Origin of the sequence: Klebsiella sp. 18074, from assembly GCF_902705905.1 — a bacterium.
GTDB classification, from domain to species: Bacteria; Pseudomonadota; Gammaproteobacteria; order Enterobacterales; family Enterobacteriaceae; genus Klebsiella; species Klebsiella terrigena.
This window is the reverse complement of sequence record NZ_CACSIS010000011.1, coordinates 1-23,014: the sequence shown is the minus strand read 5'-3', so window position 1 is coordinate 23,014 and position 23,014 is coordinate 1. Positions and strand designations below refer to the sequence as shown.

22 protein-coding genes, 2 pseudogenes and 1 riboswitch are annotated in these 23,014 nt (G+C 56.0%); of the genes and pseudogenes, 12 read left to right on the top strand and 12 right to left on the bottom strand.

All coding sequences use genetic code 11. From position 1 onward, the window contains the following. Positions 1 to 53 precede the first annotated feature (53 nt). The 4 genes from GVK32_RS12560 to mntP all read left to right on the top strand — a co-directional run bounded on the left by GVK32_RS12560 (position 54) and on the right by mntP (position 3,232). Positions 54 to 854, top strand: a complete 801-nt coding sequence (locus GVK32_RS12560; protein ID WP_041146194.1) for a PTS mannose/fructose/sorbose transporter subunit IIC — start codon at positions 54 to 56, stop codon at positions 852 to 854. 12 nt (positions 855 to 866) lie between these two features. Beyond that, positions 867 to 1,718: a PTS mannose transporter subunit IID gene (locus GVK32_RS12555; protein WP_041146195.1), complete on the top strand. Its 852-nt coding sequence runs from the start codon at positions 867 to 869 to the stop codon at positions 1,716 to 1,718. Positions 1,719 to 1,780: 62 nt separating this feature from the next. Then, a complete protein-coding gene (locus GVK32_RS12550) occupies positions 1,781 to 2,239 on the top strand; it encodes a DUF986 family protein (protein ID WP_159868083.1) in 459 nt (152 codons plus the stop codon). Between the two features lie 199 nt (positions 2,240 to 2,438). Then, positions 2,439 to 2,549: riboswitch (yybP-ykoY riboswitch) on the top strand. 116 nt (positions 2,550 to 2,665) lie between these two features. Beyond that, a complete protein-coding gene (mntP, locus tag GVK32_RS12545; protein ID WP_159868080.1) occupies positions 2,666 to 3,232 on the top strand; it encodes a manganese efflux pump MntP in 567 nt (188 codons plus the stop codon). Positions 3,233 to 3,235: 3 nt separating this feature from the next. On the opposite strand, the gene rlmA is transcribed toward mntP, so the two are convergent. The 6 genes and pseudogenes from rlmA to mgrB form a co-directional block, all read right to left on the bottom strand. Continuing rightward, complete coding sequence (gene rlmA, locus GVK32_RS12540; RefSeq protein WP_159868077.1) at positions 3,236 to 4,030, bottom strand: 23S rRNA (guanine(745)-N(1))-methyltransferase; 795 nt, start codon at positions 4,028 to 4,030, stop codon at positions 3,236 to 3,238. A gap of 61 nt (positions 4,031 to 4,091) precedes the next feature. Then, complete coding sequence (gene ftsI / locus GVK32_RS12535; RefSeq protein WP_159868074.1) at positions 4,092 to 5,837, bottom strand: peptidoglycan glycosyltransferase FtsI; 1,746 nt, start codon at positions 5,835 to 5,837, stop codon at positions 4,092 to 4,094. 191 nt (positions 5,838 to 6,028) lie between these two features. Continuing rightward, positions 6,029 to 6,238 carry a transcription antiterminator/RNA stability regulator CspE gene (gene cspE / locus GVK32_RS12530; RefSeq protein ID WP_001062678.1) on the bottom strand — a complete coding sequence of 70 codons (210 nt, stop codon included), beginning with the start codon at positions 6,236 to 6,238 and terminating at the stop codon, positions 6,029 to 6,031. A 12-nt stretch (positions 6,239 to 6,250) separates the two neighbouring features. Further along, positions 6,251 to 6,395: pseudogene (locus GVK32_RS12525) on the bottom strand (DUF2627 domain-containing protein). A gap of 633 nt (positions 6,396 to 7,028) precedes the next feature. After that, positions 7,029 to 7,319, bottom strand: a complete 291-nt coding sequence (locus tag GVK32_RS12520) for a YebO family protein (RefSeq protein WP_159868071.1) — start codon at positions 7,317 to 7,319, stop codon at positions 7,029 to 7,031. 74 nt (positions 7,320 to 7,393) lie between these two features. Then, positions 7,394 to 7,537 carry a PhoP/PhoQ regulator MgrB gene (mgrB, locus tag GVK32_RS12515; RefSeq protein WP_041146201.1) on the bottom strand — a complete coding sequence of 48 codons (144 nt, stop codon included), beginning with the start codon at positions 7,535 to 7,537 and terminating at the stop codon, positions 7,394 to 7,396. A gap of 160 nt (positions 7,538 to 7,697) precedes the next feature. Between mgrB and GVK32_RS12510 the strand changes: the two genes are divergently transcribed. Next, positions 7,698 to 7,937, top strand: a complete 240-nt coding sequence (locus tag GVK32_RS12510; protein ID WP_159868068.1) for a YobH family protein — start codon at positions 7,698 to 7,700, stop codon at positions 7,935 to 7,937. A 66-nt stretch (positions 7,938 to 8,003) separates the two neighbouring features. Here GVK32_RS12510 and kdgR read toward each other — a convergent pair whose 3' ends face one another. Continuing rightward, positions 8,004 to 8,795: a DNA-binding transcriptional regulator KdgR gene (gene kdgR / locus GVK32_RS12505; protein ID WP_041146203.1), complete on the bottom strand. Its 792-nt coding sequence runs from the start codon at positions 8,793 to 8,795 to the stop codon at positions 8,004 to 8,006. Between the two features lie 177 nt (positions 8,796 to 8,972). On the opposite strand from kdgR, the gene GVK32_RS12500 reads away from it, so the two are divergent. Further along, positions 8,973 to 10,346: an MFS transporter gene (locus tag GVK32_RS12500; RefSeq protein WP_159868065.1), complete on the top strand. Its 1,374-nt coding sequence runs from the start codon at positions 8,973 to 8,975 to the stop codon at positions 10,344 to 10,346. 78 nt (positions 10,347 to 10,424) lie between these two features. On the opposite strand, the gene htpX is transcribed toward GVK32_RS12500, so the two are convergent. From htpX to GVK32_RS12480, 4 genes and pseudogenes are all read right to left on the bottom strand, one after another. Then, entirely contained in the window at positions 10,425 to 11,306 is an 882-nt protein-coding gene (gene htpX / locus GVK32_RS12495) for a protease HtpX (protein WP_123709096.1), read from the bottom strand. 238 nt (positions 11,307 to 11,544) lie between these two features. Beyond that, positions 11,545 to 13,593 (bottom strand): carboxy terminal-processing peptidase, encoded by a 2,049-nt coding sequence (gene prc, locus GVK32_RS12490; protein WP_159868062.1) that lies wholly within the window; start codon positions 13,591 to 13,593, stop codon positions 11,545 to 11,547. Positions 13,594 to 13,612: 19 nt separating this feature from the next. Then, complete coding sequence (proQ, locus tag GVK32_RS12485; RefSeq protein ID WP_041146207.1) at positions 13,613 to 14,290, bottom strand: RNA chaperone ProQ; 678 nt, start codon at positions 14,288 to 14,290, stop codon at positions 13,613 to 13,615. Between the two features lie 81 nt (positions 14,291 to 14,371). Then, positions 14,372 to 14,885 (bottom strand): annotated as a pseudogene (locus GVK32_RS12480) (GAF domain-containing protein). Between the two features lie 132 nt (positions 14,886 to 15,017). Here GVK32_RS12480 and yebS point away from each other — a divergent pair. The 5 genes from yebS (at position 15,018) to GVK32_RS12455 (ending at position 21,107) form a co-directional block, all read left to right on the top strand. Next, complete coding sequence (gene yebS, locus GVK32_RS12475) at positions 15,018 to 16,301, top strand: membrane integrity lipid transport subunit YebS (protein ID WP_159868057.1); 1,284 nt, start codon at positions 15,018 to 15,020, stop codon at positions 16,299 to 16,301. Continuing rightward, the gene (locus GVK32_RS12470) at positions 16,270 to 18,903 is read left to right on the top strand and encodes a PqiB family protein (RefSeq protein ID WP_159868054.1); all 2,634 of its coding nucleotides are present in this window, start codon (positions 16,270 to 16,272) and stop codon (positions 18,901 to 18,903) included. The genes yebS and GVK32_RS12470 overlap by 32 nt, the downstream gene beginning before the upstream one ends. A 126-nt stretch (positions 18,904 to 19,029) precedes the next feature. Continuing rightward, positions 19,030 to 20,463, top strand: a complete 1,434-nt coding sequence (gene rsmF, locus GVK32_RS12465; RefSeq protein ID WP_159868051.1) for a 16S rRNA (cytosine(1407)-C(5))-methyltransferase RsmF — start codon at positions 19,030 to 19,032, stop codon at positions 20,461 to 20,463. A 115-nt stretch (positions 20,464 to 20,578) separates the two neighbouring features. Further along, positions 20,579 to 20,818 (top strand): YebV family protein, encoded by a 240-nt coding sequence (locus tag GVK32_RS12460; protein WP_045859185.1) that lies wholly within the window; start codon positions 20,579 to 20,581, stop codon positions 20,816 to 20,818. A 97-nt stretch (positions 20,819 to 20,915) separates the two neighbouring features. Continuing rightward, positions 20,916 to 21,107, top strand: a complete 192-nt coding sequence (locus tag GVK32_RS12455; RefSeq protein ID WP_041146213.1) for a YebW family protein — start codon at positions 20,916 to 20,918, stop codon at positions 21,105 to 21,107. On the opposite strand, the gene pphA is transcribed toward GVK32_RS12455, so the two are convergent. Continuing rightward, a complete protein-coding gene (pphA, locus tag GVK32_RS12450) occupies positions 21,104 to 21,757 on the bottom strand; it encodes a protein-serine/threonine phosphatase (RefSeq protein WP_159868048.1) in 654 nt (217 codons plus the stop codon). The two genes, GVK32_RS12455 and pphA, sit on opposite strands and share 4 nt — an antisense overlap. A 163-nt stretch (positions 21,758 to 21,920) precedes the next feature. Between pphA and GVK32_RS12445 the strand changes: the two genes are divergently transcribed. Further along, positions 21,921 to 22,880 carry a VirK/YbjX family protein gene (locus tag GVK32_RS12445; protein WP_159868045.1) on the top strand — a complete coding sequence of 320 codons (960 nt, stop codon included), beginning with the start codon at positions 21,921 to 21,923 and terminating at the stop codon, positions 22,878 to 22,880. The last annotated feature ends 134 nt before the right edge of the window (positions 22,881 to 23,014 follow it).

Below are 23,014 nucleotides of genomic sequence, written 5' to 3'. Positions count from 1 at the left end.
CTGCGCTCGCGCCTGACTTTTCAACTTAAGACTTAATCAACAGGAGAAGTACAATGGAGATTACCCTTCTTCAGATTGTGCTGGTGTTCATCGTCGCGTGTATTGCGGGTATGGAGTCGGTACTTGATGAATTTCAGTTCCACCGTCCTCTGGTGGCCTGTACGCTGATTGGCGCCGTTCTCGGGGATATGAAAACCGGTATTATCATCGGTGGTACCCTGGAAATGATCGCCCTGGGCTGGATGAACATCGGCGCCGCCGTTGCGCCGGATGCCGCCCTGGCGTCCATCATCTCGACCGTACTGGTTATCGCGGGCCACCAAAGCATTGGTGCCGGTATCGCCCTGGCTATCCCGCTGGCAGCAGCAGGCCAGGTTCTGACCATTATCGTTCGTACGATCACCGTAGCCTTCCAGCACGCTGCGGATAAAGCGGCGGATAGCGGAAACCTGACGGCCATTTCCTGGCTTCACGTTTCATCTCTGTTCCTGCAGGCCATGCGTATCGCTATCCCGGCGGTTATCGTCGCTATCTCCGTCGGTACCAGTGAAGTCCAGGGTCTGCTGAACGCCATTCCGGAAGTGGTCACCGGCGGTCTGAACATCGCGGGTGGTATGATCGTAGTCGTTGGTTACGCGATGGTCATCAACATGATGCGCGCAGGCTATCTGATGCCGTTCTTCTACCTCGGCTTCGTTACCGCTGCATTCACCGACTTCAACCTGGTTGCTCTGGGCGTGATTGGTACCGTAATGGCCATCCTCTACATCCAGCTGAGCCCGAAATACAACCGCGTAGCGGGTGCGCCGGCGCAGGCTGCTGGTAATAACGATCTCGATAACGAACTGGACTAACAGGTGAGCGAAATGGTTGATATGACTAAAAATACCACCGAGAAAAAACTCACTCAGAGTGATATTCGTGGCGTGTTCATTCGTTCTAACCTGTTCCAGGGTTCATGGAACTTCGAACGTATGCAAGCGCTGGGCTTCTGCTTCTCTATGGTGCCGGCAATTCGTCGCCTGTACCCGGAGAATAACGATGCGCGTAAACAGGCGATTAAGCGTCACCTTGAGTTCTTTAACACTCACCCTTACGTTGCGGCGCCGGTTCTCGGCGTAACGCTGGCGATGGAAGAGCAGCGTGCCAACGGCGCGGAGATCGACGATGGTGCCATCAACGGTATCAAAGTCGGCCTGATGGGTCCGCTGGCAGGCGTAGGCGACCCGATCTTCTGGGGTACCGTGCGTCCGGTATTTGCGGCGCTGGGTGCCGGTATCGCGATGAGCGGCAGCCTGCTTGGTCCTCTGCTGTTCTTTATCCTGTTTAACGCGGTACGTCTGCTGACCCGTTACTACGGCGTCGCGTACGGTTACCGTAAAGGTATCGACATCGTTAAGGATATGGGCGGCGGCTTCCTGCAGAAACTGACCGAGGGGGCATCGATTCTCGGCCTGTTTGTCATGGGGGCACTGGTTAACAAGTGGACGCACGTGAACATCCCGCTGGTGGTATCCACCATCACCGGTCAGGATGGCCAGACTCGCGTGACCACCGTGCAGACTATCCTCGACCAGCTGATGCCGGGCCTGGTGCCGCTGCTGCTGACCTTCGCCTGTATGTGGCTGCTGCGTAAGAAAGTTAACGCCCTGTGGATCATCGTTGGCTTCTTCGTCATCGGTATCGTTGGCTACGCCATCGGCCTGCTGGGGCTGTAATTATCCTGCTGTACGCCGGGGGCCTGCCCCCGGCTTTTTTTTAGCTTTTGTTCGGAGGATGGATGACTCTCACGGATCTGGTGCTGGTTCTGTTCATTTTGGTTCTGCTGGCATTTGCGATTTATGACCAGTTTATTATGCCGCGCCGTAACGGCCCGCAGCTGCTGGCCATTCCCCTGCTCCGCCGCAGCCGCGTTGACGGGATAATCTTCGTCGGCCTCACCGCCATCCTGATTTATAACAACATTGTTAGCCACGGCGCACTCATCACCACCTGGTTGTTATCTGCTCTGGCATTAATGGGACTCTACCTGTTCTGGATCCGCACGCCAAAGATCATCTTCAAGCCGGATGGCTTTTTCTTCGCCAATATCTGGATTGAATATAAGCGTATTAAAGAGATGAATTTATCGGAAGACGGCGTGCTGGTGATGCAATTAGAGCAAAGACGCCTGCTTATTCGCGTACGAAATATCGACGATCTGGAAAAGATATACAAACTTCTCGTTTCTAATCAATAAGTTAAAAATATAGCCTGCGCTATATTTCAGCCCATTTCGGCAGAAGGATACATAGCCATTGCTATATTCCTTCTACCCACTTCACTCATATTTATTAACCAATTCTTGACACCTAAATTCAAATGAAAATCGTTATCATTTGGTTATCGAAATATCTAAATCGTGTTATTGTTTTATATTCTAAAAATATGTTAAGGTTGCGCCCGTCGTTGGGGAGTAGCCGATCTTCTGTCCGCCAGGCCAGAAGATGTACGTGTCAACATACTCGTTGCAAAACGTGGCACGTACGGGTTGAAGAACGCATTCAATCAGGCGAGACCATAGGCACATCACTGCGGTACGCAATGTATAATCATTAGAGCTATTGCGTATATTTACTGGGGGCAGCGATGTGTCATATGGAATATCCCCGGTCAGGACGCACTCATGAACTTATCCGCAACGATTCTTCTGGCCTTTGGCATGTCCATGGACGCCTTCGCCGCCTCTATCGGTAAGGGTGCAACTCTCCACAAACCTAAATTTTCCGAAGCGTTACGCACCGGGCTTATCTTCGGCGCGATTGAAACGCTGACCCCGCTTGTCGGCTGGGGAATGGGGATGCTTGCCAGCCAGTTCGTCCTCGAGTGGAATCACTGGATTGCCTTTGTGCTGCTGGTTTTCCTCGGTGGCCGAATGGTCATGGACGGATTTCGCGGCGGCGTTGACGATGAGTGCGATGCGCCCCATCGTCACGGCTTTTGGCTGCTGGTCACCACCGCCATTGCCACCAGCCTTGACGCCATGGCCGTTGGCGTCGGTCTGGCATTCCTGCAGGTGAACATCATTGCCACCGCGCTGGCGATTGGCTGCGCGACGCTGGTAATGTCAACGCTGGGTATTATGCTGGGACGGTTTATCGGCCCGCTGCTTGGCAAACGGGCTGAAATTCTCGGCGGGATTGTGCTGATCGGTATCGGGGCAGAAATTCTCTGGAGCCACTTCGCCGGTTAGCTATCAGGCATCACGCTGCCAGCAGTGGATCATAAAATCGGTCTGGCAGCCGAATAGCGCCTGCTGGCGCAGCGTCTCACGCACCTGCGGTTTCGCCCGCCATGCAAACGGTGTCATCTGCAGCAGCGCCTCGGCCTCACTCCCGCTTAGCGTCATGGGATAAGCCAGCTGCTGCTCATGGCGCAGGGAAAAACCGGTCATCTCTTCCGTATTCTGCTCGTGCAGATGCACCTCGTCGTAAATCAGGCCTTTCAGCTCAAGCAGATGCTTCGGGCCCGGCGTCGCGGTAACCACCCAGCCTCCGGGTCTGACCACCTGCGCCAGCTCAAGCGCGTTGCAGGGCGCGTAGATCCTCACCACCGCATCAAAGCTGGCATCAGCAAACGGCAGACGCTGGCTGGAAGCGACGCAGAAATTCACCTGCGGATAGCGTTTGGCCGCCGCGCGAACCGCTGATTTAGAGACGTCGAGGCCCCAGCAGTGGGCTGAAATAGCGGCAAACGCGTGAGTGTAGTAACCCTCGCCACAGCCGATGTCCAGCAGGTCGGCTGGCGCGCAGGTCTGCAGAAACTCACCGATCGCATCACGCAGCGGCTGGTAGTGGCCGGCATCGAGAAAGGCGCGTCGCGCCTGCATCATTTCCGCACTGTCGCCCGGATCGCGCGAGCGTTTGAACTGCACCGGCAGCAGGTTAACGTATCCCTCCTTTGCTAAATCAAACTGGTGCCGCTGCGGGCAGAAATAGCTATTTTCGCGGCGCTCAAGCGGGGCGTGGCAAAGGGGGCAACTGTAAGACATGACAACTCCGGTGTCGCTGAAAGAGCGAAAGTGTAGCGTTATTCGCTCTTTCAGACCACTGTTACAGCGCCGGAGGCAGGCTCTCGTCGTTATGCATAACGATAAGATTGTCCGAGCCCGCCGGCATTCCGTCCGGCATGACGTTTTCGAGACGCAGGACGTCGCCCATTATCTGGCTAAATACCGGCGCCGAAACGGCCCCGCCGTAATAAGAGCCGTTGCTGGGGTCGTTGATCACCACCACCAGCGCAAACTGCGGGTTACTGGCCGGCGCCACGCCCGCAGTATAGGCAACATACTTATCGATGTACTTGCCGTCCGGGCCAATTTTTTTCGCGGTCCCGGTTTTTACTGCAATCCGATAGTCGCGGACGGCCGCTTTTGTCCCGCCGCCGCCCGGCAACGCCACGCTCTCCATCATATGCTCTACCTCATGGACGATCTGTTCCGGCATCACCCGCGTGCCGATAACCGGCGGATCGATGCGGGTAATCGACAGCGGCCGCTCGATACCGAAGCCGCCGATGGTGGCGTAGACGTGCGCCAGCTGCAGCGGGGTGACCATCAGGCCGTAGCCAAAAGAGAAAGTCGCGCGATCCAACTGGCCCCAGTAGCGGCGCTTGGGCATCAGCCCCGAGCTTTCCCCGGTGAGCCCGAGGCCCGTCGGGTCGCCAAAGCCAAAGGCCTTATAGGTGTCGATCAGGTGCTGGACCGGCATAGCCAGAGACAGGTGCGAGACGCCGACATCGCTGGATTTTTGCAGAATGCCGGTGAGGGTCAGCTCCGGGTAGTAGCCGACATCGCGAATGCGGTGACCGTCAAGAACGAAAGGATGGGTATCCACCACGCTGTCAGGCTGCACAATCCCCTGCTGCAGCGCCGTCATCAGCACCAGCGGCTTCACCGTCGAGCCCGGCTCAAAGGTATCGCTGATGGCGCGATTACGGAAATCATCCAGCCGGGCGTTATCGCGATTATTGGGGTTAAAGTCCGGATAGCTGGCCATCGACAGGATTTCACCGGTATTAATCTTAATGAGCACCGCCGCTCCGGACTCGGCCTTGTTCCAGCTGACCGCATTATCCAGCGCATCCTCGGTGACCGTCTGCAGCCGCTCGTCGATACTGAGCTGTAAATTGTGCGCCGGAACCGCCGCCACCTCGGTGATATTTTCAATCACGTGGCCGTGGCGATCTTTACGCACCAGCCGACGCCCGGCCTTTCCGGTCAGCTGGGCGTTGAAGCTTTTCTCAACCCCTTCAATGCCCTGATTATCGATATTAGTAAAACCAAGCAGGTTGGCCGCAACGTGACCAGCCGGATAAAAACGTCGGGATTCGTCGCGCAGGTTAATCCCCGGCAGATGCAGCTTATCGATCCACTCGGCCTGCTCCGGGTTAACCTGGCGCGCCAGATAGACAAAGCGCATATGGGGATGAGCCTGAACCCGTTTCGCCAGGTCGCTCAGGTTAAGGTGCAGCGCTTCCGCCATCGCCTGCCAGCGCGGGCCATAGCCGACACCCCCTTTCTCGAGGATCGTTTGCGGGTCGGCCCAGATAGCGCTAACCGGTACGCTGACCGCCAGCGGGCGATTCTCGCGGTCGCTTATCATCCCGCGCTGAACGTCAATAGGCTCTTCGCGCAGCGAACGCATATCCTCTTGCTTAACCAGATTATCGGGGGAGACAATCTGCAGCCATCCCACCCGGCCTAAAAGCAGCCCAAGGCAGCTGAGGATCGCTGCACACAGTAACCCAAAGCGAATCGGGGTGAAATTCGCGCCTGTCTTAGTTTTGTTCTTTTGCACCGTAGCTCCAGCATTATTTTGCAACCCTCTGATTTAACAGAAAATCGACAAAACAGGATGCGAAACAGTGCTAATAAAGGTGTTGTTTTGCAACAAAGCGCAACGGAGGGGGGAAATCGGAAATGTTTTGCAATAAATGCTAAAAAGCCCCGCAAAGGCGAGGCTTTCTTTACAAGCTGAGTGGTCTTGAATCAGATAGCAGTTACGTTAACTGCTGCCGGACCTTTCTGGCCGTCCTGAATTTCGAACTCAACGTTCTGGCCTTCAGCCAGAGTTTTGAAGCCATTACCCTGGATAGCGGAGAAGTGTACGAACACGTCTTTGCTGCCATCAGCCGGAGTAATAAAGCCAAAACCTTTAGACTCGTTGAACCACTTAACTTGACCTTTAATCTTTGCCATTTGCAAAATTCCTTAGACTGTTTTCTTCGCCCGCAGGCGCTTACATAGATAAAACTGACACACTACTGCATGAGGCACTAATATAAGGTTCGGCAGAGAAGCGGTATTCAACGACAACGTGTTTACTCAGGACTTCTTTACTGAAAATGCCACACATAAACAGAACTGTACCTCGTTTAACCCGAAAGGTGTTATCACATACAACGTTAATAATGGCAAGCCATTTTTAAACGGCTCTCGATCCTTCGCACAAAATATAAGGGAAACATTTGACCAACTGCACGTTTATGCGCCTTTTCTCGCCCGCCGTTAATCCCGAACCGTGCGGTAAACATACCATTTTGCATGGATGATAGCTGCGACTTTTTTACCGTAGCTCAACAACTTCGCTCCGTCTAACCCGCCGGGCATGCGCCCTGCCAATTTTAAGGGGTACGTCCGCATAGCTGCATAACGATGCGCGAAAACGCGCATATTGATAGTTGAAAATTGGCTTAGACCGAGAATATGCAGGGTTAATTAAATCCTGTTAGCCACGCGATAAATAGTGTTTATATTACATCTTAATAATGAAATTTCGATGACACACACTTTCATCATGCAATTAAATCACGATGTTATTATTTTATTTGAATAGCTCAAAAATCCATAGCTTATTGGATAAAATTGCGATCGCTAACACATTAAGTGACATAAGAAATGTGGCAATAAGCGCGGAAGGATAAGAATAAGTTATTGCGTAAGGCGATGAGGCAGGCGTACACCAGTGCGGTGTACACCCGTTTAGCAGCTACCGTTCAGCGACGAGACGGATAAAGTCGTCGTCGTCCTTCCCCTTCTCAACGGCTGAAGGTTCGGCAACCTCTTCCTTCTCAGGCTCATTGGCTTCGCAGAGACGACGCAGCAGCGCGTTTTGGCGCTTTTGCTGCTCCAGCAGAGCCTGCAGCAGCGCAATCTGCTCGTTAGCGCGCGAACTTGCACGATTAACAAAAAACCATAACAACAGGCCGACAAGCAACAGCACAATGGAAAGCGCCAGCGATGCCAGATTTACGATCCCAGGACTTAGTAACTCACTCATTTCACCACCTCAAAGAGAAGGCGTTTATTCTACCACCCGCGCAGCAGAAGAAAATCAGTCGTAATAAAAATGTCTTACCAGGGGATGAATTTGTTGATGGTGCAGATGCCGCTGAAAAACTGCACATCCTGATCGCACATTACGTTAAGCATCTGAGTCCACAGCAACAAACAGCCCGCTATGACAACAATCAGCAAAACCCAGCGTAATTTTTTCACTCCACACTCCGCATCAATACCAGATGTTGCCAGGATAGCACGCTCATCTTAAACCGCGGCTAACTGTAATACGAAACGCAAGTTTCAGAATCATAGACTTGTTTCAACTCGTGTACCTGTCAAAATAAACGCCGAGGATAATACAAATTATGAGGCAACAATGCGATTGATCATTCGTACGATTGTAGTACTGGCTATCTTATGGATTGGCGTATTATTAAGCGGCTACGGCATGTTGATTGGCAGCAATGAGAACGCAGCGGGGCTGGGCCTCCAGTGTAAATATCTGACCGCTCGCGGTACCACAACCGTGCAGTACGTTCATTCTGACAGCGGTATTATTGGTCTGACCGACTGTCCGGTTCTGCGTAAAAGCGAAGCCGTTATCGACAAAGGTTAATCCGCTCCGGGCTACAGCAGGAAGCGTCTTCTCGCTGTAGCCCGACGCAGCTAGCGCCCGCCGCTGTCAGAACGGATAGTCGTTATAGCCCATCTGCTCAGAAATTTTACGCGCCGCGGTGTGCAGCATTTCAACGTATTCATGCAGACGCTCCTCCGAGAAACGCAGCGTCGGGAAAGAGATACTCAACCCGGCAATCACTACGCCAAAGCGGTCGAAGACCGGTACGCCAATGCAGCGTAGCCCCTCTTCCTGCTCTTCGTTGTCTTCGCCATAGCCCTGCTGACGAACGCTGTCCAGAACCCCGAGCAGCTCTTCGGTGCTGGTAATCGTCCGGTCGGTGCTGCGCTTATACTCGACGTCTTCGAGGATCTGCTCCACCTCGGCGCGGTCGCGCCACGCCAACAGCACTTTGCCGATGGCGGTGCTGTACAGCGGGTTGCGGCGGCCGATGCGCGAATACATGCGCAGGTTGTACATCGAATCGATTTTATGGATGTAGACGATACTGTCTTCGTCCAGCGCCCCCAGATGGATAGTCTCTTTCGTCAGGCGCGACAGCTCGCGCATCTGAATATCCGCACTGCGCACCAGATCGACATTCTGCAGCGCGCGCGCGCCCAGCTCGAACAGCTTCAGCGTCAGGGAGTACTTCTCAGACTCCCCTTCCTGGGCTACGTAGCCCAGCGACTTCATGGTCTGCAAAAAGCGATAAACGGTGCTTTTTGACATCATAACGCGCTGAGATAGTTCGGTAATACCAATTTCACGCTCTTCGCCAAGCGCCTGCAGGATGCCAAAAACCTTCAATACTGAAGAGACAGAATCTGGCTGTTTATCCAAATCTGCAACTGCCATTTATCACCTCGTCGCAACTGTTTTATAAAAATTAGAACCGGTTTTTATTATAAATTCGCAACCCGATGCCCGCAATCGTTCTTCTGCCTATTCGTTACAAATCTGCGACATACCGCCGAATAATCAATGCTAAAATCATTACCCAGAGAATAGTTACGATAAAGACATAAGCTTAACATGGATAAAAACGTTTCCGATGGTCTGCCCCTGCCGCAGCGTTATGGCGCCATTCTGACCATCGTTTTAGGCATCGCGATGGCGGTACTCGACGGCGCCATTGCCAACGTGGCCCTGCCGACCATCGCCACCGACCTTAACGCTTCGCCCGCCGCCTCAATCTGGATAGTCAACGCTTACCAAATCGCCATCGTCATTGCGCTCCTGCCACTCTCCTTTCTGGGCGATATGTTCGGCTATCGGCGCATCTATAAAATCGGTTTGCTGGTGTTTACCTTTACCTCACTGGCCTGCGCCCTCTCCCACTCGCTGGAGATGCTGACTCTCGCCCGCGTAGCCCAGGGCCTCGGCGGCGCCGCGCTGATGAGCGTGAATACCGCGCTCATTCGTCTTATCTTCCCGAAGCGTTTCCTCGGACGGGGAATGGGGATCAACTCGTTTGTGGTCGCCGTCTCATCCGCAGCCGGCCCGACGATTGCCGCCGCTATCCTCTCCCTCGCCTCCTGGCAGTGGCTGTTTTTAATCAACATTCCGCTGGGGATTATTTCGCTGACGCTCGCCATGCGCTACCTGCCGGCCAACAGCGGGCGCAGCAGGATCACCCGCTTCGATCTCCCCAGCGCTATCATGAATGCGCTGACGTTTGGCCTGCTGATCACCGCGCTCGGTGGCTTTGCGCAGGGGCAGTCCGGCCTGCTGGTGCTGGCTGAAGTGGCGGCTATGCTGGTTATCGGGTTCTTCTTCATTCGCCGCCAGCTGCGGATGCCGGTGCCGCTGCTGCCGGTTGATCTGCTGCGTATTCCGCTTTTCTCGCTCTCTATCTGCACCTCAATCTGCTCCTTCTGCGCCCAGATGCTGGCGCTGGTTTCGCTGCCCTTCTTCCTGCAGGCGACGATTGGACGCAGCGAGGTCGAGACGGGACTGCTGCTGACACCCTGGCCGCTAGCGACTATGGTGATGGCGCCGTTGGCGGGTTACCTGATTGAGAAAATTCACGCGGGGCTACTGGGAGCGGTCGGTCTGGCGGTCATGGCATGCGGTCTGTTTGGCCTGGCGCTGCTGCCCTCATCGCCGTCCGACCTCGATATTATCTGGCGCATGGCGCTCTGCGGCGCGGGCTTCGGCCTGTTCCAGTCGCCGAACAACCACACTATCGTCTCATCGGCCCCGAGCCACCGCAGCGGGGGGGCCAGCGGAATGCTCGGCACCGCCCGACTGCTGGGACAAAGCACCGGCGCAGCGCTGGTCGCGCTGCTGTTCAATCTGCAGGGTAACGGCGGCACCCATACCGCGCTGCTGCTGGCCGGAGGACTGGCGGTGGTTGCGGCCACCGTTAGCGGCCTGCGCGTCACCCAGCCACGCCCCGGACAATAGCCCACCCGATTACGACACAAAAAAAACCGCAGCCCGATTAAGGCTGCGGTTTTTGTTTCTGCGCTCTGAAGAAGAGGGTTACTTCAGATATTCCCCGCTGCGCAGAGCTTCGATACGTTTATCCAGCGGCGGATGCGTCATAAACAGCTCGCTCATCGATTTCGCTTTGCCGTTGATGCATAGCGCCATCATGCTGCTGGCTTCCTGCGGCTCGTAGCTGGTTTTCAAACGCTGCAGGGCGGCTATCATTTTCTCGCGACCGACCAGACGGGCAGAGCCCGCGTCCGCATGGAACTCACGGTAGCGCGAGAACCACATGGTGATGATGCTGGCCAGAATCCCAAACACCAGCTCCAGAACGGTGGCGACGGCAAAGTAAACCAACGGGTTGCCGTTGCTGCTCTCGCCTTCATCGCGGTTGCCGCCAAGGAATCCTGCGGCAATTTGCGCGATAACGCGCGAGATAAAGATAACGAAGGTGTTCACCACCCCCTGAATCAGGGTCATGGTCACCATATCGCCGTTGGCAATGTGGCTGATTTCATGGGCAATAACGGCTTCCGCCTCGTCACGGCTCATGTTTTGCAGCAGCCCGGTACTGACGGCAACCAACGAAGCGTCACGGCGTGCGCCGGTGGCAAAGGCGTTAATATCCGGCGCATGGTAGATAGCCACCTGCGGCATACCGATGCCCGCCTGCTGCGCCTGCTGCGCGACAGTATTCATCAGCCAGCGTTCGGTTTCGTTACGCGGCTGCTCAATGACTTCCCCACCCACCGATTTTAGCGCCATCCATTTCGACATCAGCAGCGAAACGATCGAGCCACCAAAACCAAAAAGCAGCGCCATGATCAGTAGCCCGGTCATGCTGCTTGACTGTATTCCCGTCAGGCTTAGCACCAGCCCGAACACCGCCATAACGGCCAGGTTGGTCAACAGGAAGAGCGCGATTCGCATCATAATTTTCTTCTAACCTCGATTTAACAAAACGCACTATGCGATTACCCATATCGTATGGGTACAACGTTAATTTTCAACCATCCTCCCCCGCTAAGTCACGAGAAAGACACAACTTTACATTTTGTAGCATATCGCTGACATCTGCATAATATATTGACATCGCGCGCGGGTGAATCGAGGTTTTTGACGGCAGGATCGGATAAAAAAAACGGGCACAACATGTGTGCCCGTCGGGTGCTTATTTGCTAACCGGTGGTTCCACCGCCGGCTGGTCTTTCTCCAGATGGGCCAGGTCGAGCGCGATATGGACCGTTTCATCAAGATACGGATCCGGCTCCTGGTAATCCTTCGGCAGATCGTCCAGCTTTTTAAGCTGTGGTTTGCCTTCACGCTTCAGGCGATCGTTAATGCGGGCCAGACGAGTCGCATCATCCTCTTCGTTCTCTTTCTCACGCTGGGCGTAGTTCAGAGAAACGATATTGCGCTTGTCTTTCATCGCGTTATAACGAGCGATATCCTTCATGATGTACTGGAATTCCGGATCTTTGGCAATCCGCTCATCATGCAGTTTCAGCAACCCGGCGCCGAACGGCGTTAAGTCGCCGGACTTGACATAGGTGGCTGCATTCACGCTATCCCACGGCAGGGCGTTATCTTCATACTGCTCGCCGGTCTCGCGATCTTCGGTGCCGGTTGGCATCATGATGTCCGGCGTTACGCCCTTACGCTGAGTACTACCGCCGTTAATACGGTAGAACTTCTGGATGGTGTACTGTACGGAACCCAGCGCCGGCCAGTCCGGACGCAGCATCTGATCGTAAATGCGGTTGAGGGAGCGGTACTGCTGCACGGTGCCTTTACCGAAGGTTGGCTCACCCACGATCAGTCCGCGCCCGTAGTCCTGCATCGCCGCGGCGAAGATTTCAGAAGCCGAAGCGCTGAAGCGGTCAACCAGTACAACCAGCGGGCCTTTGTAGTACACGACGCCGTCAGTATCGCTGTCTTCACGCACTTTACCGTTGTTATCACGAACCTGCACTACCGGGCCAGACGGGATAAACAGACCGGAAAGCGATACCGCCTCGGTCAGCGCACCGCCGCCGTTGCTGCGCAGGTCGATAACGATACTGCTGACGTTCTGTTTTTCCAGCTTCTGCAGCTGAACCTTGACGTCATCCGTCAGGCCAACGTAGAAACCAGGGATATCCAGCACGCCGATTTTTTCTTTACCAACGGTTTTCACCGACATTTTAACCGCGCGATCTTCGAGACGAATTCGCTCGCGGGTTAGCGTGACGATGCGCGTTTTCGCGCCCTTGCCCGCAGGCAGCACTTCAAGACGAACTTTACTGCCCTTCGGTCCTTTGATCAGCGCCACCACGTCGTCAAGACGCCAGCCGATCACGTCAACCATGCCCTTGCCGGCCTGGCCGACGCCTACGATACGGTCGCCAACGCTAATTGACTTGCTCTTCGCCGCCGGGCCGCCGGCCACCAGCGAGTTGATCACCGTATAGTCGTCGTCCATCTGCAGCACCGCGCCGATCCCTTCTAACGAAAGGCTCATTTCGGTATTGAACTGCTCGGTATTGCGCGGCGACAGGTAGTTGGTATGCGGGTCGATTTCGCGGGCGAAGGAGGTCATAACCAGCGAGAACACATCTTCACTATTGGTTTGCGCCAGACGGCGAATGGCAAACTTATAGCGGCGGGTTAGCGTTTCGCGAATTTCTTTATCGTCTTTGCCAGTGAGCTTCAGGCTCAGCTGGTCAAACTTAACCTTGGCGTCCCACAGCGCGTTCAGCTCGGCCTCATCTTTCGGCCAGGGTGACTTCGTGCGGTCAAGGTTAAAGTTATCATTGCCGGTAAAGTCCATCGGACGATCCAGCACCTTCAACGCATACTGATAGCGTTCGAAACGGCGCTTCTGCCCCAGATTATACAGGTCGTAAAAGACGTCCAGTTTTCCGCTGCGCAGCTCGTCGCCGATTTGATTTTTCTTCGCAGCAAACTGGGCAATGTCGCTGGCCAGCAGCACGTTGTGGCTGTAATCCAGCAGGTTCAGATAGCGGTCAAAAATTTTTGCCGAGAAGGCGTTATCGAGATCGAACTGTCGATAGTGCGAACGAGTAAAGCGCGAGGTTACGCGCTCACTCACCGTCGCGTGCTGCGGCTCTTCTTTCAGCACGGGGATTTGATCGGCTCGGGTAATATCATCCACGGCAAACGCATGGCCTGCTATTGCTAGCAGGCCCGCAAGCGCGGTGAGCTTAAAGAATGTGTTCATGCCTGGCCCGGCCTCCGTTTCAGAACACCAGGTGTTCTGCGCGTACAATCATTGACATACCAGAAGTCAGCTGTACACGAACGCCATCTTTGGTGATTTCCAGAACGGTGGCGTCCATTGCGTTATTGCCTGCTTTCACCTTCAGAGCCTGGCCGACGGACAGCACGGTCAGATCTGATACAGGAGTATGACGCTCTTCGCGCGGTGCTTTCGCAACGGCAGGACGCGGCTTACGCTGTTCGGTGCCTTCTTTGCGGCGAACCTGAGGACGTGGCTTACGCTCACGACGGGTACCGTCTTCCTGCTGACCTGCAGCGGCAGCTGCGGCTTCGCGTTTTTTGGCCTGCTGGCCTGCACGCTGTGCCTGGACGCGAGCTTTTGCTTCTTCAAGCTGCTGACGGGCATGAGCAACGTGCTGCTCTTCCAGTTCGCCGCACGGGTTGCCGTCGAGGTCGACGCGAATCGCCCCAGGCTTAACGCCGTACAGATAGCGCCAGCTCGAAGTATAAAGACGTAAAGCGGCACGAAGCTGGGTTTTGCTGAGATTCATCTCACCCCCAACGCGCTCAACGAGATCCTGAAAAATACCGACTTTCAGGGGGCGAGCTTCACCTTCAGCGCTGAAGCACTGTGGGAAACGTTCGGCCAGAAATGCGATAACTTCTTTACTGCTATTCAACTTAGGTTGATTTTCCATGAAATTTCCTGATTACAACGGACGTAGCCAACAAGCCGCAGGCATGAACAGGCGCCATTATAATGACGCCATCGCTAAATGCTACGTTATCCGTTGATTATCCTGCGACGTGGGTGAATATTTTTTGATAGTCGGTCGCAGAAATGAGTTTTTCCAGATGCGCTACCAGTTCCGTAAGCCCTTGTTCATCCTCAGCGGTGAAGCGGGAGTACGCGGTGCTGTCGATATCCAGGACGCCAATAACCTGACCGTTCACCCGCAGCGGGAAGACAATCTCCGAATTGCTGGCGGCATCACATGCGATATGCCCGTCAAAGGCGTGAACATCCTCCACGCGCTGCACGCGATTCTGCGAAACGGCAGTACCGCAAACGCCCCGCCCAACCGGAATTCGCACGCAGGCCAGCTTGCCCTGGAAGGGCCCCAGCACCAGCGTATCGCCTTCGAGTAGGTAGAACCCGGCCCAGTTAACCTCGGTCAGCCGCTCAAACAGCAGCGCGCTGGTATTAGAGATCGTGGCCAGAAAACTGGTTTCTCCTGCCATTAATGCCTGAAAATCACGGTTCAGATCCGCGTAAAATTCTTTTTTGTTCATTATGTAACCACTTAGTTGTCTTACTCTTGTACACTGACTGCCTAATAAAATAAGCATTAAATGCGTTCAGGCTCAAGATGAATTCATTCCTGGGTTAATATAGTGAAATACATTCATTGCCGTACGTAATAAATGCCACTAAAAACACCCCAGATTACGCCAGCGAAAAAGATGACCGTACATGCGGTCGGTTCGCCGCTGCCTCAGGCCCACTATCACCGCTGCCCGCAGTGCGACATTCTGTTTCGCCTGCCGGTGCTTAAGCGCAATCAGAGCGCCTGGTGCCCACGCTGCAGCGCCAAAATACGCGACGGCCGCGACTGGTCGCTTTCGCGCCTTGGCAGTATGGCGATCGCCATGATGCTGCTAATGCCTTTCGCCTGGATGGAGCCTTTACTGCGTTTGCACCTGCTCGGCGTGCGTATCGACGCTAACGTATTACAGGGCATCTGGCAAATGACCGACCAGGGCGATCCGCTAACGGCGGCGATGGTGCTGTTTTGTGCCGTTGGCGCGCCGGCGCTGCTGGTTATCTCCATCGCCTATCTTTGGCTAGGCAACGTGCTGGGGATGAACCTGCGCCCGGTGCTGCTGATGCTGGAGCGGCTTAAAGAGTGGGTGATGCTCGATATCTACCTGGTAGGCATCGGCGTGGCCTCGATCAAGGTCCAGGATTACGCGTTCCTGCAACCCGGCGTCGGACTTATCGCCTTTGTCTCATTGACGCTGCTCAGCGTCCTCACGCTCATTCACATGAACGTCGAAGAGCTATGGGAGCGATTCTATCCCGAGCGTCCGGCGCTGCGCCCGGACCCGAATCTACAGGTGTGCACCGGCTGCCACTACACCGGGCACCGCGACACCCGCGGACGCTGCCGTCGCTGCCATACGCCGCTACGCCACCGTCGCCCGCAAAGCCTGCAGAAGAGCTGGGCGGCACTGATTGCCTCAATGATGTTTCTGCTCCCCGCCAACCTGCTGCCGATCTCGATTATCTACGTTAACGGCGCGCGCCAGGACGATACGATCCTCTCCGGGATTATGTCGCTGGCCAACAGCAACGTCGCTATTGCCGGCGTGGTGTTTATCGCCAGTATTCTGGTGCCGTTTACCAAAGTTATTGTGTTGTTTACGCTGCTGGTCAGCATACAATTCAGGTGCGAACAGGGGCTGCGCACCCGCATCCTGCTGCTGCGGCTGATTACCTGGATTGGCCGCTGGTCAATGCTCGATCTTTTCGTTATCTCATTAACCATGTCGCTGATAAACCGCGATCAACTCCTCGCTTTTACGATGGGGCCTGCTGCGGTATATTTCGGCGCCGCGGTAATATTAACTATCCTTGCTGTTGAATGGCTGGACAGCCGCTTACTTTGGGACGCACATGAGTCAGGAAACGCCCGCTTCGCCGACTGAAGCCAAAATTAAAACCAAACGTCGCATCTCGCCATTCTGGCTGCTGCCGGTCATCGCGCTGATGATCGCCAGCTGGCTGATCTGGACCAGCTATAGCGATCGCGGGACGACGATCACTATCGACTTTCAGTCGGCTAACGGGATTGTCCCCGGACGCACGCCTATCCGCTATCAGGGGGTAGAAGTGGGCACGGTGCAGAATATCTCGCTGAGTAAAGACCTGAGTAAGATAGAGGTTTCGGCCAGCGTCAAAAGCGATATGAAAGATGCTCTGCGCAAGGACACGCAGTTCTGGCTAGTCACGCCGAAAGCCTCGCTGGCTGGCGTTTCCGGCCTTGATGCGCTGGTCGGCGGCAACTATATCGGTATGATGCCGGGCCAGGGCGAACCGGAAGATCGCTTCGTCGCCCTCGATACCCAGCCGAAGTACCGTATCAACAACGGCGAGCTGATGATTCATCTCCACGCCGCGGATCTCGGCTCGCTAACCAGCGGGTCGCTGGTCTATTTTCGCAAAATTCCCGTTGGCCGGGTCTACGACTATGCACTCAACGACGGCAACCAGGGGGTCACCATTGACGTGCTGATCGAGCGCCGCTTTACCAACCTGGTCAAAAAAGGCACCCGCTTCTGGAACGTTTCCGGCGTCAAGGCCGACGTCGGGTTTAGCGGCGCTAAAGTGGAGCTGGAAAGCCTTTCGGCCCTGGTTAACGGGGCGATTGCCTTCGATTCCCCCGACGATTCCAAAGTCGCTCAGCAAAACGATGAGTACGGGCTATACGAAGATTTGGCCCACAGCCAGCGCGGCGTGCTGGTGACGCTCGATTTACCCGACGGCACGGGGCTGAAAGCCGGCTCTACGCCGCTGATGTACCAGGGTCTCGAGGTCGGACAGCTGACTCAGCTCAACCTCCAGCCCGGGAGTAAAGTCACCGGCGAGATGACCGTCGATCCCAGCGTCGTAACCCTGCTGCGTGATAAGACGCTTATTCAGATGAAAAAGCCGAAAATTTCGCTGGATAACCCAAGCCTCAGCGCCCTGCTGACCGGCAATACCTTTGAGCTGGTTCCGGGAGCGGGAGAGGCGCGCAGCCACTTCGTGGTGCTGCCGGCGGATAAATCGCTGCTGGAGGAGCCCAACGTCGCCGCCATCACGCTGACGGCATCGGAGAGCTTCGGCATTGACGCCGGACAGCCGCTGGTGCTGCACGGCGTGAAAATCGGCCAGGTGCTGGAGCGCAGGCTGACGGCAAAAGGCGTCACCTTCCAGGTGGCCATTACGCCGGAATACCGCGATCTGGTGCACGGAGACAGCAAATTTGTGGTTAACAGCCGCCTCGACGTTAAGGTTGGACTCGACGGCATTAAGGTGCTTGGCGCCAGCGCCAGCGAATGGGTTGACGGCGGTATCCGCATTATTCCAGGCGCAAAAGGGGCGATTCAGTCCAGCTATCCGCTGTATGCCAATATGGAAAAAGCGCAGGAGAATAGCCTGAGCGACGTCCCGACCACCACCTTGAGCCTCACGGCGGAAACGTTGCCGGATGTGCAGGAAGGCTCGGTGGTGCTCTATCGCAAGTTTGCCGTGGGCGAGGTGACCTCCGTCAGGCCGCGCAGCAACGCGTTTGATATCGACCTGCACATTAAGCCGGAATATCGTCATCTGCTCACCGGCAATAGCGTGTTCTGGGCGGAAGGCGGGGCGAAGGTCCAGCTCGACGGCAACGGCCTGACCGTGCAGGCTTCGCCGCTGGCTCGCGCCCTTAAAGGGGCAATCAGCTTTGACGATCTGAGCGGCACCAGCGCCCGAGCCCGTAGCGGTAATAAGCGTATTCTGTATGCTTCGGAGACCGCCGCCCGCGCGGTAGGTGGCCAGATAACCCTGCACGCCTTCGATGCGGGAAAACTCTCCTCCGGCATGCCTATCCGCTACCTGGGGATTAACATCGGCCAGATCCAATCACTAAACCTGATCACCGCCAAAAACGAAGTGCAGGCGAAAGCCGTGCTCTACCCGGAGTACGTGGAGACCTTCGCCCGCGGAGGCACCCGATTCTCAGTGATCACCCCGCAAATTTCCGCGGCGGGCGTCGAACATCTGGATACCATCTTCCAACCGTATATCAACGTTGAGCCAGGCCGGGGAACGCCGCGCCGCGACTTCGAAATCCAGGAAACAACCATTAGCGACTCTCGCTATATCGATGGCCTGAGCATCGTGGTTGAGGTTCCGGAAGCCGGTTCGCTGGATATCGGCACGCCGGTGCTGTTCCGTGGCCTCGAGGTAGGGACGGTCACCGGGCTGACGCTGGGATCGCTGTCGGACCGCGTGATGGTCAAACTGCGGATCAGCAAGCGTTACCAGTATCTGGTGCGTAACAACTCGGTGTTCTGGCTCTCTTCCGGCTACAACCTCGACTTTGGCCTGATTGGCGGAGTGGTGAAAACCGGGACCTTCAATCAGTTCATTCGCGGCGGCATCTCCTTTGCCACCCCGCCGGGCACGCCGCTGGCGCCGAAAGCGCAGGATGATAAACACTTCCTGCTGCTGGAGAGCGAACCGAAAGAGTGGCGCGAATGGGGCACCGCCCTGCCGCGCTAGCCCGCGGATTGTTGGAACTCAGCCGCCGCCCCGGCGCCTGAGCTCCGCGCTGGCTAAACGCTCCGGTGTCCGATGCCGGAGCGTTTATGGTAAACTGCGCACCCTTTTTTCTTGTGGTGCGCTCCAGTGGCTCAAAACGCTGTCTTTCTTCCTGACGAATTCCTCGCTCAAATGCGTGCGGCAATGCCGACACATCTCTCTTTCGATGATTTTATTGCCGCCTGCCAACGTCCGCTACGCCGCAGCATCCGCGTTAACACGCTGAAAACCAGCGTAGCCGACTTTCTGCAGCTGGTCGCCCCCTACGGCTGGCAGCTTACGCCGGTGCCGTGGTGTGCAGAAGGATTTTGGATCGAGCGCGAGGACGAGGAGTCCCTGCCGTTAGGCAGCACCGCCGAGCATCTCAGCGGACTCTTCTATATTCAGGAAGCCAGCTCAATGCTGCCGGTGGCCGCCCTGTTTGCCGATGGCGATATGCCGCAGCGGGTGATGGATGTCGCCGCCGCGCCGGGGTCAAAAACCACGCAAATCGCCGCCAGGATGGGGAATAAAGGCGGGCTCCTCGCCAACGAATATTCCGCCAGCCGGGTCAAGGTCCTGCATGCCAATATCAGCCGCTGCGGAATAAGCAACGTTGCGCTGACGCATTTCGATGGCCGGGTATTTGGCGCCGCGCTGCCGGAGAGCTTCGATGCGATCCTGCTCGACGCCCCCTGCTCCGGTGAAGGCGTGGTGCGCAAGGATCCCGAGGCCTTGAAAAACTGGTCCCCGGAAAGCAATCAGCAGATCGCGGCAACCCAGCGCGAGCTTATCGATAGCGCCTTTCACGCCCTGCAACCGGGCGGTACGCTGGTGTACTCAACCTGCACCCTGAACCGCGAAGAAAATGAGGACGTGGTGCAGTGGCTGCTGGCCCGCTATCCGCAGGCGGTGGAGACGCTGCCTCTCGGCTCGCTCTTCCCCCAGGCCAGCGAGGCCCTGACGGCGGAGGGCTTTCTTCACGTCTTCCCGCAGATTTATGACTGCGAGGGCTTCTTCGTTGCCCGTCTGCGTAAAACCGCCACCGTTGAACCGCTGCCGGCGCCGGGCTACAAGGTGGGTAAGTTTCCGTTTATCCCGATGAAGCGCCGGGAAAGCGCCGCCGTGTCGGACGCCGCGGCGGCCGTGGGTCTGCGCTGGGATGAGAGCCACACCCTCTGGCAGCGTGATAAGGAAATTTGGCTGTTCCCGCAGGCCCTGGAAGCGTTTATTGGCAAGATCCGCTTTTCGCGAATTGGCATCCGGCTGGCGGAAACGCACAACAAGGGTTTTCGCTGGCAGCACGAGGCGGTCATCGCTCTTGCCGCGTCCGGAACCTCTTTTGAGCTGACGGAGAGTGAGGCCGAAGAGTGGTATCGCGGCCGCGATATTTACCCGCAAATCCCGCCGCAGCAGGACGAAGCGATCGTCACTTACCAGGGCGCAACCCTCGGCCTGGCGAAAAAAGTGGGTTCACGCCTGAAGAACAGCTATCCCCGCGAGCTGGTGCGTGACGGGAAGCTATTTGCCGGCAAGGTGTGATTGAGCGCAAAAAAACAGCACTTTTTCACTGGCTATTTGCGCCCCATTGTCTAGGCTGAAAAATGTCGGCCTTAACTGGTCGTACCACAATTCAGCAGACAAACGGGGTGAATTTATGAGTAAAACAAACATACGCATCGGCGCGTTTGAAATAGACGACGCCGAACTGCACGCTGAACAGCAGGGGGAGCGAACGTTAAGCATTCCCTGTAAATCCGATCCGGATTTGTGTATGCAGCTCGACGGTTGGGATGCTGACACCAGCGTTCCCGCTATTCTCGATGGCCGACATTCCGTTCTCTACCGTAAGCACTACGATCAACAATCTGATGCCTGGGTCATGCGCGTAGCCTGACTCAAAAAGAACCCGTCGCCTGAGACGGGTTATTTACCCCCATTCTCGTTAAACTCCCCTATACTTATTAGCATGTTAACCTGAACATGTGGCCAGGATGTTTGCCTTAGTTTTGTTCATTTGTTACCTGGACGGCGGCTGCGAGGACATTGTCGTGGATGTTTACGACGACGAACGACGCTGTGTGGTCGCAATGGACGATCAGCGGATCCGCCATGGCGGCTGCTTTCCGGTAGAAGATTTTATCGATGGTTTCTGGCGCCCCGCCAGCGAATACAGTGATTTCTAGCCTGCCTGCTGCAGCGGCACGAGGGTCAGCTCGCCGCCAAAGACGGCCCCAGTATCAATATAGTGCTGGTTATCGCTGTCGTAGCGCTGCCTGAGCGGCGTATGGCCAAACCAGAAATGATCGGCACCGCCAATCGCCCCGTGTCGTCCAGCCAGATGGTCCGTCAGGCGCTGACGGTTCCACAGGACCTGGGTTGCATCCACCGGCTGCTGCCAGCGATAGCACGCCGCCGGATAATCCGCGTGGGCAATAACGTGGGTCTGCGAGCTGGTGCGGAGCTCAATAATCAACGGCAGCCGACGGCAGCGGGCAAAGAGCGGCGCCATCTGCCGCCGCGCCTCCGACGAACTCTCCTGATACCAGCGCCCGCCGTTGAGCATCCACAACGCCATCTTCCCGCTCTCCTGCGCCTCCAGCGCCATCTGCTCGTGGTTGCCCCGCACCGCGCGAAACCAGCGACGGTCAAGGAGGCCCAGGGTTGCCGCGCTTTGCGGCCCGCGATCGATCAGATCTCCCACGGAGATAAGCAGATCCTGGTACGGGTCAAACCTGAGCAGCCGCAGCTTTGCCGCCAGCAGAGCAAGGCAGCCGTGCAGGTCTCCGACGAGCCAAATATTACGCCAGACTGAACCATCAAGATGCTGATACATATTGATCCTCCTGCCACAATTATAGCGAACTATTTCTCCTGTTCTCCTCCCTGAAACACACTTCAATAAAATTTAAACGAAACGGAAATATAGTCCGCCAGGGCATTAATCTCGCGCCTGACTCTCATTAAAATAGAGCTTAAATAACGCCGAGGTATTCATCGTGACGGACAATAGCCTGCATTCAGCCTACGTACTACAGCCACACACAAATCTAATTACCGATCTGGTGATGGGCAGACTTATTCCCGCGCCAATCTGGCAAAAGCGTAATTACCGGCTTAAGTTCCTGCTGCGAACCGCATTATTTTATACGCCAACCCGGACTATGCTGGATAATCTCGCGGCGCGGCCCAACTTCAGCCAGCTGCTCGCCGCTCAGGTGACGCTGCCGGGAAAAGTTCATCGTCAGTACCTGAGGCGCGGGCTCAACGCCGGCCAGCGCGCCGCGGCGATCGTCAGCCACTATCAGTATATCGATACCTTATCCGCCGGCCGGCTGGGTACCGCCATGACCGCGGTGCAGGAGATGCCGCTGCTGGAGCTGCAGGGCAAAGATGACGCCCGCTTTACGCTATCGGCCTCCTCTGCCGGGAAAGCCGAGCGCGAAGGCGAAACCACGCTTTGGCTGCGCGACGGGAACCAGACGCTGCTGGCCAGCACGACGTTTAGCGTGGTGCGCGACCAGGAGCAGTGGCAGCTGACCATCGGCGGGCTGCAGGGGCCACGGCGCAACGTCCCGCACGAGGTGATAAAACAAGCTACCCGTGCCTGCTACGGCCTGTTTCCTAAGCGCCTGCTGCTGGAGTTTATCTGGGCGCTGGCGGCGCAAAGCAATATCCAGGCAATTTATGGCGTGAGCGATAATGGCCATGTTTTCAGAGCGTTACGCTATCGCTTAAGTAAAGGACGCCACTTCCACGCCAGCTATGACGAGTTCTGGAAGTCTATTGAGGGCGAGGCCGACGGCGCGTGGCGCTGGCGCTTACCGCTGCGCCTTGAACGCAAGTCTCTGGAGGAGATTGCCAGCAAAAAGCGCGCCGAGTATCGCCGCCGCTTCCAGCTGCTCGACGAGCTGAACACCGAGGTTATCGCCCTCACCGCCGACTCCCGGCAGGCGTAGCTTGCCAGTAAAAAACCACCTGCATAGCAGGTGGCATTGAAAACGCCCCATAGGGGCGTACTAAGTCCAGACTCTGAGAGCCTTCCCTTCACACCTCTTTTAGAGGGAGCTGGCTCTCTTCAACTTCATGCTTT